The following is an 11,880-nucleotide window of genomic DNA, read 5'->3' on the forward strand; positions in this document are numbered from 1 at the left end:
GGGCTACCCGGAGCCTGATTCGAACCGGCTCAGCCACTGGGTCAGGAGCACCTGCAGCGCCTGACGTTCCGGCGGAGTGAAGTGCTCGAGCAGGCGGTGCTCGTTGGCCATGTGCGCGGTGTAGGCCTGGTCGATCAGCTCGCGCCCCCGGACGGTCAGGGCCACCACCCGGCCCCGGCCGTCCACCTCGCTGACCCGGCGGGAGACCAGCCCGGCCTCGACCAGCCGGTCCAGCCGCTTGGTCATCGCCCCGGTGGTGACCATGGTGTTCTGCGCCAGATCACCCGGCGTGCGCTCGAACGGCTCCCCCACCCGGCGCAGCGCCGCCAGCACGTCGAACTCCCCCTCGGACAGGCCGTGCTCCCGGTAGACCGCGACCAGCTCCTGGGTGAGCGCATTGGCCAGGCGGTGCAGCCGGCCGATCACCCCGACCGGAGTGGAGTCCAGGTCGGGCCGCTCGCGGGCCCACTCCGCCAGTACCCGATCCACATGGTCAGCCATCCGCGAACTATATAGCTTCCCAGGAAGCTATATTACCTTCCATGGAAGCTAACGTCCGCTGGGCCGCGATCACCGCCATCGCGCCCATTGCCTTCGGCTCGACGTACTACGTCACCAGCCACACCCTGCCCGCGGACCACCCGTTCTACGGCGGCGTCCTGCGCGCCCTCCCCGCCGGGCTCCTGCTCCTGCTGATCGCCCGGCAACTACCCAAGGGCTCCTGGTGGTGGCGTTCGCTGGTGCTCGGGGCGCTGAACTTCGGCGCCTTCTTCACCCTGATCTACATCACCGCACAACTGCTGCCGACCAGCATCGCCTCGACCACCATGGCCACCTCCTCGGTGATGCTGATGCTGCTGGCCTGGCCGCTGCTGGCCGAGCGACCGCAGATCCTGTCGGTGATCGGCGCCGTGGTCGGCATCTCCGGGGTGGCGGTGATGCTGCTGGGAGAGGGCAGCGGCATCGACTACCGCGGCGTGCTCGCCTCACTGGCCGCCATGACGCTGACCAGCCTCGGGGCGATCCTGACCAAGCGCTGGAGCCCGGACGTCAACATCCTGGCCCTGACCTCGTGGCAGCTGATCTACGGCGGCCTGATCATCCTGCCGGTCGCGATCGCGGTCGAGGGTGCTCCCCCGGCCCTGACGCCCGAGCGCCTGGCCGGCTACGGCTACGTCACCGTCGTGGCCACCGCGCTCGGCTTCACCCTCTGGTTCAACGGCCTCAAGCGCCTGAACGCGGCCACCGTGGGCCTGATCGGCCTGCTCAACCCGGTCTCGGGCGTGGTGCTGGGGGTGCTGCTGGCCTCGGAACCGTTCGGCCCCAAGCAGATCGCCGGGGTGACGCTGGTGATCGTGGGCATCCTGCTGGGACAACCGATCGCCCGGCGGCTGATCCTGGGCGAACGGCCGCAGGCACCTGCTACGTCGCAAGCCCCGGCCGTCAGCGGAAGGGTCGCCTGAACTCCTGGTGCTGCACTTGGAACTGGGGACGTCGGGCGCACCGCCGATTTTCGGGTCGCCGAATGATCTTGGCTGGCTTACGCTCGGGCGATATGACCGCCTCGCGTCGTCTTTCGGCATTCCGGCCGTTCACCGTGGCCGCCGTCGGGCTCAGCGCCCTGCTGGTCCTGAGCGGGTGCGGCCTCGGCTCACCCGAGCCGTCCACCCCGGTCAGCAGCGAGCCGAGCGGTAACGATCTGCAGTCGGACATCGACCTGGCGATCCGCACCTCGCAGTCGTACTGGAAGGCCGTGTTCGAGAGCCAGGGCGCGCAGTTCGCCTCGGTCGAGGGCGTGATCCCGTACACCGACCCGTCCGAAGGTGACTGCGGCGGTGAGCCGTTCGTGCTGAACAACGCGTTCTTCTGCCCGGTGGGCAATTTCATCGCCTACGACCAGAACTTCCTGGCCGGCCAGTACCAGGCCATCGGCGACTCCTTCGTGTACTACCTGATCGGCCACGAGTACGCGCACGCCGTGCAGGATCTGCTCGGCATCGAGCACCGGCTGACCATCCAGCACGAACTGCAGGCGGACTGCATGGCCGGGGCCTATCTCGGTGACTCGGTGCGGGCCAGCATCCTGGCGGTCGAGGAGGGCGACATCGACGAGCTGCTGATCTCGCTGGAAACGGTCGGTGACCAGCCGGGGGTACCCTGGTTCGCCGAGGGCGCGCACGGCACCGGACAGCAGCGCACCGAGGCTTTCGCTCAGGGTTACGATGGCACTACCGGTGGCGGGAGCGCAGTTTCGGCCTGTTTGGCCTGAACGTAGGCTTTTCCCGGCGATCTTTGGGGTCGGCTTGATGCTGACCCGACGTCCGGCTAAAACGACTCAGGGTTCGGTGGCTGACCGTCACCGCCGGCAAGGACGTCGGCTCCGACCCCTGACTCGGAGGCACCACCGATGGCACGACCCGTGATCGGAACCCGAAAGCGGTTGCTGTACTCCACCGGTCTGGTGACCGGCGTGCTCGGGCTCGGCGTCGGCCTGATCGCCTCGCCCGCGGTGGCCGGGATGGTCAGCAGCTCTCCCACGGTCGCCGGGCTGATGGGTAACTCGTCTCCAGCGCCCAAGCCGACCTCTGCGGCCAACGCCGGGAGTGAACCGGAGCTCGCGGTGCCGGACAGGAACAACCTGGCGCTGGGTAAGACCGTCACCGGTTCCGCCGCCTGCCGGGCCGGCGAGAGCGCAGACCAGGCGGTCGACGGCGAACTGGATGCCAAATGGTGCTCCGGTGAGCGCCGCGCCCAGCTCACCATCGACCTGGGCGAGCAGTACCACCTGGCCGCGGTTACGGTCGATCACGCCGAGGCCGGAGGCGAGAACGCTGCGCTGAACACCCGGTCCTTCGACATCCGGGTTTCCGACGACGGCCAGACGTTCCGTATGGCGGCGCAGGTCCGGGGCAACACCGAGGGCCAGACCGTGTCCGAGATCGACAACTCGGCGCGCTACGTGCAGGTGCTGGTGCGCGCCCCCGAGCAGCGCAAGCGCGGGGGCGCGGCCCGGATCTACGAGGTCGGGGTGGCCGAGGCCGAGTTCCAGATGCCCGACGGCGAGACGACTCCGGCGGCCACCCCTTCCACCGAGTGCCATGCCGATGCCCCGGAGCAGCTCACCGACTTCGTGGCCGAGCACACCACGCCGATGACCCGGGTGGAGTGCAACGAGGACGTGGCGGTCTACTTCGACGACAACCTGAAGGCGGTGCCGGCCGAGACCACCGAGTGGGTCGCGCCGTTCGCCACCGACGTGTGGAAGTACCTGAAGTCGGCCTACGGCTCCTGCGCGGCCGAACCCCGGCTGGACGCCTCGCTGGGGGCCTGTGAGAACTTCGGTGCCCCCAGGCCGGGCCTGTTCTTCATGCACAAGGACTCGTACAGCGGGGGCACGGTGAACGGCCGGTTCGACCAGAACTCGGGCTTCCGCACGGTCAACGACATCGGCTACGGCAACTGGGACGGCACCGACAACCAGGTGCGCGACATCATCGTGCACGAGGCCTGCCACCAGGTGGAGGGCGACAGCCAGGGCCGGCACGGCTCCCCCGCCTTCAGCATCTGGGGCGACTCCAAGTGGGCCGAGTTCTGCGTGTACGACTTCTACGCCAACTCCGGCCGGGACGCCGACGCCGAGCGGGTCAAGGCGGCCTTCCTGAGCAGCCGGGACGACCTGCCCGCGGGAGCGCAGGACGCGGCCTGGTTCCAGGACTGGTTCCTGCCGCTGTGGGAAGAGGGCGGCGGCCAGCCGGACGTGATGGAGAACTACTTCGGCCTGCTGGCCCAGCACTTCCCCACCCAGGCCGAGAACGACGGCAAGAACCTTACTTACGCGCGAGGGATGACCACCGGTGAGTACGTGCTGTTCACCAGTGCGGCGGCGGGCAAGGACCTGAGCGACCGGGCGGCCCAGGCCTTCGGGGCGGGCTTCGACCCGGCCGAGTTCGAGCAGGCGCGAAAGGACTTTCCCGAACTGGCCTTTTAGTACCTGAAGACTTAGTGGGCCACTGCGGCGCAGGAAGTGATCAGGGACTGGACCCCGGACCGGTCGGCCAGCAGGTCGACCAAGTTCGTGCGATTCGGCCCGGCAACGGTTTTGGCCAGGTCCAGCGCGGGTTCGGCCTCGAGCATGAGCAGCCGCATCGGCCAGGCCGCGAAGGCCCGGCGCTCGGCCTGGCCGCAGTGCAGCACGGTGGCTTGCACGTGCAGCTCGTCTCGGCTGATCCGCTCGAACGCCTGCTGCACCGCCCGCTGCGGGCCTTCGAGGTGCTGGACGAAGTAGGCGCCCCGGGCGTCGTGCAGGTGCAGCAGCAGACCGGTCACGTCGGCAGCCTCGTTCTTCAGTCGGCTCGGCCCCAGCAGGGTCTCCAGCTCACGCTCGTTCAGGTCGACCACGGCGGTGCTGACGTAGAGCAGCTGATACAGGATGCTGCTCACGCCGCGTCGACATCCTCGACCCCGTTGCGCCGCCGGCCGGTGACCTTGGTGTACTCCGCGGGCACGCTCCAGCTACCGCCGTGCGGCCGGCGCAGACGCACGGTCAGGCCGACCGGGCCCACGTCGAGCACCTCGCACCAGGCCGACAGGAAGCAAGCCTGGTCTCCGGGCTCGAAGTCGGACGGGCCCCAGCGCCGGGCCCGGCCGGCCTGCACCAGCAGGTCGAGCGAGTGCCGGCCGGCCTGGATCTGCTGGGTGAGATCGCGCATGGCGGACTCGGTTTCGAACCGCTGCTGCCGGTCGGTGAGGTCGGGCAGGGTGCGGCGCAGGCGACGCAGGCTCTCCCGGTCCCGGGCGATGCGCTGCTTGATCACCAGCGGCCGGTCGGACATCACCGGCACGTCGGGGGCCTGCTCCAGCATCCGGGTCAGCGCCACCTCGAAGCTGGGCTCGGCGGCGCTCTGGCCGGGCGCGACGTGACGGCCGGGCCCGCCTTCGACCTCGGAGCCGGCCGGTTCGGGCCGGGCGCGGTGGACACCGGGCCGGCCCTGGCGGACCATGCGGACGGTTTCGGTGGGTGCGGTGACCGGGATCGAGTTCGGGGTCATGGAGGTCTGCTTTCGCTGAAAATATGTGGGGAGAGCCGGGTCTCGCTGGCGATACGAGGTGCCCTGCGCGGTCCGCTCAGCACGGGGATGCTGGGGGCGGCGACCGGATTGCCGAAAAGATTGTGGGCATCGAGAGACTCCGGGCAGGACATGAGGGGTGTCTGCCGCTCGGAGACCGATGCGGTGATCATCTTGACCCACGCCCGCCGTTCGGCGCAAGTAGTTACTGGAAAAGATTTTCCGCCCGACCCGCAGTGGGACCGGTCCGATCGCCGGGCGAGATGTGTTGGTCGCCGTGCGTATTCAGGCCGGTGGCGCAGAAGTTACTGTGCGCAGCGGGAGTTCGCCCGGGCGAGCTGGCGGGGCAGGGTGACCAGATCGACCGCCAGCATCACCCACAACGGCATGAGCAGCAGGTAGCCGACCAGCAAACCGCTCATGCCCCAGCCGAAGATGTTCAGGATCAGGTACGTCAGGGCCGCGTCGAAATTGCGCAGGTAGAGCTTGTGCACTCCGAACGAGCCGCCCAGCAGGAGCAGCACGTAGGCCAGTCCGAGGTCACGTGGGCGCCGGCGGGAGGCGAAATGGGCAGGTACGTCCCGCCCGAGGCGATCCAGCTGGAGGCGATATCCGCTCCAGGAAGCGGGATTCCAGGCCGGAACGAGCCGACGCCAGGCCGGGATCTGCCAGTCCAGAAGGCCGCCCAGGAAAGCGGGTTCCGGATCGCCGGGGAAGCTCAGGCCCACGCGGCGGCGGTACGGATCCTCCGGCGCTGGGGCGCTTCTCGGCACACCTGAGGCATCACACGGCTCCGGAGTCCCCCAGGCCGGAGCATCGCTCAACGGCTGTGACTGGGCGCGGTGATCCATCGGCTCTCCCGGTGCAGACCGGCTGACACGGCACCCACCGCATCGCCCCACCTATCGACAGTTTCGACGCCCGCCGACATCCCGCCCGAGCCCGCTCACGCTTCCGGCCTGCCCCAGACCACCGCGAAATACCCCAAAGACGTGCGCTTCAGGCCGCGTCCGTGATCTCCACGCCCTGTCGCCGCCGCCCGGTGATCCGACCGTACTGCACCGGGACGTCCCAGTCCGCACCGTCGCGGGGCCGCCGCAGTCGCACGGTGAGGCCGACCGGCCCGACCAGCAGCACCTCCCGCCAGCCATCGAAGCAGCGCACCAGGTCGCCGGCCTCGAAGTCGGAAGGACCCCAGCGCCGGGCGCTGCCCGGCTCGACCATCTGGTCCAGCCGCGGCCTGCCCAACCCCTCGGCCACCGCGTCCCGCGGGTCCACGGCCACGTGCCGGCCCACCCGCACAGATGCGGCGACCGCCATCGGGGCGGTGATCGGGGCACTGGGTGAAGACATGATGCGAACTCCTGGCTGGGCAGGCCGTACTGCCCTCTGCTCGGGAGCCGACTCCTGGTCAGCGTCCGAGAGGCCCCCAGGGCCCGCAACTCGAGAACGGGGGTATCGGGATAACGAGTCGATCTCGTCGACAACCTGCGACGAAGCGTTCACCGACCAGCCCGGGACGGCACCAAGAGGCAGACGAACGGGACCAAGGGGTAACCGCGGAACACAACGGCACTACCAGTCGTCATCACTTCGTACCCGCACTCAACACCCGTATCGGCAACCCCGGTAGCGAGCGGAATGCCGATTCCGTGTCAGGATGGCAGACGGCCCAAAGCCGGAAGACGCCGACGTCAGGTCCGGTCCCTGTTTCCCCAGTCGCCAAGGTGAGAGAACTTTGATCAATTCTGCGGTCGTGAGCACCGGACACGCGATACCGGACGGCGTGATCACCTCAGCCGAGATCGAAGCCCTGGTCACCGAGCGCAGTCCGAACTTCACCATGCCCACGGGCCTGGTGGAGCGGCTGACCGGGGTCAGTGAGCGACGTCACGCGCCGAAGGGCACGCCTTCCTCGGACCTGGCCGCCCAGGCCGGTCTGGCCGCGCTGCGCAACGCCGACGTGGACCCGCTGTCGGTGGACCTGCTGATCTACTCCTCGGCCTCGCACGACGTGTCCGAACCGGCCACCTCGGCGATCGTGCAGCACAAGATGGGCGCCCGCAACGCCACGTTCGCCGACATCAAGAACGCCTGCAACAGCTTCCTGAACGGCCTGGACTTCGCCTCTGCGGCGATCGAGACAGGCCGGGCCCGCCGGGTGCTGGTGGTGGCCGGCGAGGTGCTCTCGCCCACCATCAACTGGTCCATCGACAGCTCGCTGGACCTGCGCAAGAAGCTCGCGGCGCTGACCCTGGGCGACGCCGGCGGTGCGGTGCTGCTGGAGGCCTCCGAGGACGAGGGCCGGGGTCTGCTGCCCGGCCGGTTCGTCTCGGACGGCTCGCAGTGGGAGCTGTCCACGGTGCTGGCCGGCGGCACGCTGATGCCGCACGACAACTCCCGTTACTACTTCGAGTGCGACAGCGCCGGGCTGCAGGCCCTGGCGATCGAGCACATCCCGCCGCTGATCGAGAAGACGATCGCCGAGCTGGGCTGGGGCCTGGACGAGGTGAGGCGGATCTTCCCGCACCAGGTCTCCAAGGGCGTCACCCAGGCCCTGTGCTCGGCCATCGGCTACCCGCAGGACCAGGTGTCGGTCACGCTCGACCGGTACGGCAACAACGCCGCGGCCAGCATCCCGGTGGCCCTCAGCCTGGCCTCGGAGCAGGGCCTGATCAGCAAGGGCGACAAGCTCCTGCTGGTCTGCGGGGCGGCCGGCTTCACCGCCGGTGTGCTGCCGGTGATCTGGTGAGCAGCCGCACGGCAGGTATCCGGCTGGGGCACGGGGTCGATCCGGACTGGGTGCGCTCGGTCCGGGTGCCGGACTCGAGCAACGTGGTGCGCACCTGGCACGTGCTGGACAACCACAACAGCCTTCCCACTGCACCCGTGGGCACCGTACTCGCGGTGCACGGCAACCCCACCTCCTCGTACCTGTGGCGTCATGTCATGGCCGAGCTGTCCACCGGTGAGCGCCCGTGGCGGGTGATCGCGATGGACCAGCTGAACATGGGCTGGTCAGAGCGCACCGGGGTGCAGCGGCGGCTCGGGCTGCGGCTGGACGACCTGGACCGGCTCACCGAAGCGCTGCAGATCGAGGGCCCGGTGGTCACCCTCGGGCACGACTGGGGCGGTTGCATCTCGCTGGGCTGGGCCACCCGTAACCGGGCTCGGCTGGCCGGTGTCGCGGTGCTCAACACCGCGGTGCATCAGCCGCCCGGCTCCGCGCTGCCCGGTCTGATCGCGGCCGCCCGGCTGCCCGGGGTACGCCGTCTGGTCACAGCCACGTCCCCGGTGTTCCTGCAGGGCACGCTGGCGATCGCCCACCCGCAGCTGTCGGCCGAGGTGCGGGCCGGATACCTGGACCCGTACCGCGGCGCCGACCGGCGTACCGGGATCGACGAGTTCGTGGAAGACATCCCGGTCTCCCCGGAGCACCCCAGCTGGGATGCGCTCGAGGGCATCGTCCAGGAACTGCCGAAGCTGGCCGACGTGCCCGCGCTGATGCTCTGGGGCCCGCGCGACCCGGTGTTCACCGACCTGTATCTGCGCGATCTGCGGGCGCGGCTGCCGCATGCGCAGGTGCACCGGTTCGAGAAGGCCGGGCACATGATCGCCGAGGACGCGCCGGTCGCGACCGCGCTGCGCCAGTGGCTGGAAGACGCGATCGAGCCCGGCCTGCAGAACTTCGGGCAACGGACGTCCGTCCCCGGCTCGGGTGCCGACACCTCGGTTCCGGGCGCACAGACGTCCGTTGCCGGCTCCGGTGCCCCGGCTCCCGAGGTTTCCGGGGTTTCCGAGCAACGGACGTCCGTACCCGACGCGGCCGCGGGCGAACGGCGGCCGCTGTGGGCGGCTTTGGACGAACGGGCCGGCGAACTCGGCGCTGCTCTGGTCGAGGCCACCGGCAACGGGCACGAGCGCACCGCCAGCTGGCGCACCACGAGCTGGCTGGCCCTGTCGAACGATGTCGCCCGGGTCGCCTCCGGCCTGCTCGCCTTCGGTGTGAAACCCGGTGACCGGGTTGCCCTTCTGGTCCCGCCCGGCGCCGACCTCACGGTGGCCCTGTACGCCTGCGCCCGGATCGGAGCCGTCGCGGTCATCGCCGACGCCGGCCTGGGCCTGCCCGGCCTGCACCGGGCGATCCGGGGCGCCGCGGTCAGGCATGTCATCGCCATCGACCGAGGGCTGGCCGCCGCCCGGGCTCTGCGCTGGCCCGGGCGCCGCATCTCGGTCGGCGTCCCGGCCGGCTCGGCCAAGGCCCGGCTGCTGGGCGTGAGCGTGGCGCTGGAAGACCTGAAGAACTCCTCGATCTCCGAGCTTCCGGCCGAGCCCGGCCCGAACGACGAGGCCATGGTGATCTTCACCTCGGGCTCCACCGGCCCGGCCAAGGGCGTGGTCTACACCCACCGCCAGCTCGAGGGTGTGCGCGATGCCCTGACCAACGCCTACGGCCTGCGCGGAAGCGACCGTTTCGTGGCCGCGTTCGCTCCGTTCGCATTGTTCGGGCCGGCCCTGGGCGTGCCCTCGGTGGTGCCGGACATGGACGTCACCGCACCGCGCACGCTCACCGCCACCGCTCTGGCCCAGGCCGCCCGGGCGGTCGACGCCACCATGGTCTTCGCCTCCCCCGCGGCGCTGGCCAACGTGCTGCTCACCTCGGTCGACCTGGCCGCGGCGGACCGTGAGGGTCTCAAGCACGTGCGGCTGCTGCTGTCGGCGGGCTCGCCCGTGCCGGCGCCGCTGCTGACGTCGCTGCAGGCGCTGCTGCCCGCGGCCTCGCTGCACACCCCCTACGGCATGACCGAGGCACTGCTGGTCACCGACGTCGACCTGCCCGAGCTGCTGGCCACCGGCCCGGGCAACGGCGTGCTGGTCGGAAAGCCGCTGCCCGGGGTCGAGGTCACGCTCAGCCCGCTGGATCACACCGGTGCGGCTGCTGCCGAGGAGACCACCAGCAAGCCCGACGTCACCGGCGAGATCCTGGTCCGGGCCGCGCACGTGAAGAACCACTACGACCAGCTCTGGTTCACCCAGCGCAACACCGCCACCGCGGACGGCTGGCACCGCACCGGCGACGTGGGCCATTTCGACGCCGAGGGCCGGCTGTGGGTCGAGGGTCGGCTGGTCCACGTGCTCGCCACCGCAGACGGTTTCGTCACCCCGGTCGGCGTGGAGCAGCGGATCGAGACGGTGCCCGAGGTGGAGCGGGCGGCCCTGGTCGGCATCGGCCCGGCCGGTGCGCAGCGACTGGTGGCGGTGCTAGAGGCCGACTCCCCCGCCGGCGTGGCCACCACCGACCTGGCCGACGAGGTCCGCCAGGCGGCCGGCGTCGACCTGGTCGCGGTGCTGGTCATCGACGGCCTGAAGACCGATATCCGGCACAACTCGAAGATCGACCGCACCGAGGTTGCCCGCTGGGCGGAAGGTCGTCTGGCGGGGTCACGATGAAGGTTCTGGTCACCGGTGCCAGCGGGATGCTCGGGGGCGGGGTGGCCCAGCAACTGGCCGCCCGAGGAGACGAGGTAACCGTCTTCCAGCGCCGCCCCTCGTCCCTGATCGGCGTGCGTGAGGTGACCGGAGACGTCACCGATCCCACCAGCGTCCGTAAAGCAGTAGAAGGTATGGACGCGGTGGTGCACCTGGCCGCCAAGGTCAACGTCACGGGTCCGTGGGCGGAGTACGCGGCGGTCAACATCGACGGGGTACGCAACCTTCTCGGCGCGCTGCGCGAAACCGGCGTCCCCCGGCTGGTTCACGTCTCCTCCCCCTCGGTCGCCCACCACGGCCACGCCCTGGTCGGCGCCGGTGCAGGCCCGGCCGACCCGGAACGCGCGCGGGGCAACTACGCCCGCAGCAAGGCCGCCGGGGAGCAGCTCGCCCTGGCCGCGGACGGTCCCGATCTCGCGGTGGTAGCGATTCGCCCGCACCTGGTCTGGGGACCGGGCGACACTCAGCTGGTCGGTCGGATCGTCCAGCGGGCGCGTGAAGGCCGCCTGCCGCTGGTCGGTTCCGGCGCGGCGCTGATCGACACCACGTACGTGGACAACGCCGTAGACGCCACGATCGCCGCCCTGGACCGCATCGAGACTGCCCGCGGCGAAGCTCTGGTCGTCACCAACGGCGAACCGCGCCCGGTGGAGGAAATCTTCGCCCGGCTCTGCCTTTCCGCAGGGGTAGCGGCTCCTACCCGGCACGTCCCGTTCGGTGTGGCCTGGCTGGCCGGCGCCGCTGTAGAGGGCGTCTGGGCGCTGGGTAAGCGCCGCGACGATCCCCCGCTGACCCGCTTCCTGGCTGAGCAACTGGCCACCGCGCACTGGTTCGACCAGAGCCACACGCGCGCGGTGCTGGACTGGACGCCGGCGGTCGGCCTGGAAGAGGGTTTCGAGCGGATGCGGCAGTGGTACGCGGCCTGAACAAGCGGGGTCTGCTCGCGGTCGTGCTGGTTCCGGTGATCGCCGCGGTCGGTGCCTTCTTCTGGCTGAAGCCGGAACCCGAGCCGCGGGGCTTCTTCATGATTTCGAAGCCGCCCACCGCCGAGATCCGTTCCCTGGTCGCTCAGCTGACCAGCGATCCGCAGTCAGTGGCGGCACCCGATGCCCGCACGGTGGGTCCGGACGGCTGGTTCGAGGATGTTCCGCGCGGCAGCACCGTCGAGATCACCCGAGCCGGATGGCTGGCCGATGACAGCTTCGGCATGATCAACCTGAACGTCCGGCCCCCGGACCAGTACGCCTACGAGACCCAGGTGCACCTCAGACGCCAGGACGAGCGCTGGCTGGTCACCTCGATCGAGTCGCAGGACCTGTAAGGG

At 70.0% G+C, this 11,880-nt stretch carries 12 protein-coding genes; 7 read left to right on the forward strand and 5 right to left on the reverse strand.

Translation table 11 applies throughout. The annotated features are described in order from the left end of the window. Positions 1-3 precede the first annotated feature (3 nt). A complete protein-coding gene (locus LR394_RS20455) occupies positions 4-501 on the reverse strand; it encodes a MarR family winged helix-turn-helix transcriptional regulator (RefSeq protein WP_231444335.1) in 498 nt (165 codons plus the stop codon). A 41-nt stretch (positions 502-542) separates the two neighbouring features. Here LR394_RS20455 and LR394_RS20460 point away from each other — a divergent pair, with 41 nt between their 5' ends. The 3 genes from LR394_RS20460 to LR394_RS20470 all read left to right on the forward strand — a co-directional run bounded on the left by LR394_RS20460 (position 543) and on the right by LR394_RS20470 (position 3,988). Beyond that, positions 543-1,463, forward strand: a complete 921-nt coding sequence (locus LR394_RS20460; RefSeq protein WP_231444337.1) for a DMT family transporter — start codon at positions 543-545, stop codon at positions 1,461-1,463. Between the two features lie 92 nt (positions 1,464-1,555). Then, the gene (locus LR394_RS20465; protein ID WP_231444338.1) at positions 1,556-2,269 is read left to right on the forward strand and encodes a neutral zinc metallopeptidase; all 714 of its coding nucleotides are present in this window, start codon (positions 1,556-1,558) and stop codon (positions 2,267-2,269) included. 138 nt (positions 2,270-2,407) lie between these two features. Continuing rightward, positions 2,408-3,988 (forward strand): discoidin domain-containing protein, encoded by a 1,581-nt coding sequence (locus LR394_RS20470; RefSeq protein WP_231444339.1) that lies wholly within the window; start codon positions 2,408-2,410, stop codon positions 3,986-3,988. An 11-nt stretch (positions 3,989-3,999) separates the two neighbouring features. On the opposite strand, the gene LR394_RS20475 is transcribed toward LR394_RS20470, so the two are convergent. The 4 genes from LR394_RS20475 to LR394_RS20490 form a co-directional block, all read right to left on the reverse strand. Next, positions 4,000-4,440 carry a BLUF domain-containing protein gene (locus LR394_RS20475; protein ID WP_231444340.1) on the reverse strand — a complete coding sequence of 147 codons (441 nt, stop codon included), beginning with the start codon at positions 4,438-4,440 and terminating at the stop codon, positions 4,000-4,002. Beyond that, on the reverse strand, positions 4,437-5,048 hold the full coding sequence (locus LR394_RS20480) for a hypothetical protein (RefSeq protein ID WP_231444341.1): 612 nt from the start codon (positions 5,046-5,048) through the stop codon (positions 4,437-4,439). Before LR394_RS20480 ends, LR394_RS20475 begins: the two co-directional genes overlap by 4 nt. A 323-nt stretch (positions 5,049-5,371) precedes the next feature. Continuing rightward, positions 5,372-5,794 carry an NINE protein gene (locus LR394_RS20485; RefSeq protein WP_231444342.1) on the reverse strand — a complete coding sequence of 141 codons (423 nt, stop codon included), beginning with the start codon at positions 5,792-5,794 and terminating at the stop codon, positions 5,372-5,374. A 271-nt stretch (positions 5,795-6,065) separates the two neighbouring features. Then, positions 6,066-6,419 (reverse strand): hypothetical protein, encoded by a 354-nt coding sequence (locus tag LR394_RS20490; protein ID WP_231444344.1) that lies wholly within the window; start codon positions 6,417-6,419, stop codon positions 6,066-6,068. Between the two features lie 403 nt (positions 6,420-6,822). On the opposite strand from LR394_RS20490, the gene LR394_RS20495 reads away from it, so the two are divergent. Genes LR394_RS20495 through LR394_RS20510 form a run of 4 tightly spaced genes read left to right on the forward strand, consistent with a single transcriptional unit; the run spans position 6,823 to position 11,877 of the window. Beyond that, positions 6,823-7,818 carry a 3-oxoacyl-ACP synthase III family protein gene (locus tag LR394_RS20495; RefSeq protein ID WP_231444346.1) on the forward strand — a complete coding sequence of 332 codons (996 nt, stop codon included), beginning with the start codon at positions 6,823-6,825 and terminating at the stop codon, positions 7,816-7,818. Next, a complete protein-coding gene (locus LR394_RS20500) occupies positions 7,815-10,517 on the forward strand; it encodes an alpha/beta fold hydrolase (RefSeq protein WP_231444348.1) in 2,703 nt (900 codons plus the stop codon). Before LR394_RS20495 ends, LR394_RS20500 begins: the two co-directional genes overlap by 4 nt. Beyond that, on the forward strand, positions 10,514-11,482 hold the full coding sequence (locus tag LR394_RS20505; RefSeq protein ID WP_231444349.1) for an NAD-dependent epimerase/dehydratase family protein: 969 nt from the start codon (positions 10,514-10,516) through the stop codon (positions 11,480-11,482). Before LR394_RS20500 ends, LR394_RS20505 begins: the two co-directional genes overlap by 4 nt. Then, on the forward strand, positions 11,467-11,877 hold the full coding sequence (locus LR394_RS20510; protein WP_231444351.1) for a hypothetical protein: 411 nt from the start codon (positions 11,467-11,469) through the stop codon (positions 11,875-11,877). Before LR394_RS20505 ends, LR394_RS20510 begins: the two co-directional genes overlap by 16 nt. Positions 11,878-11,880: the final 3 nt, after the last annotated feature.

This window comes from Kineosporia babensis (genome assembly GCF_021129305.1).
In the GTDB taxonomy this organism is placed as follows: domain Bacteria; phylum Actinomycetota; class Actinomycetes; order Actinomycetales; family Kineosporiaceae; genus Kineosporia; species Kineosporia babensis.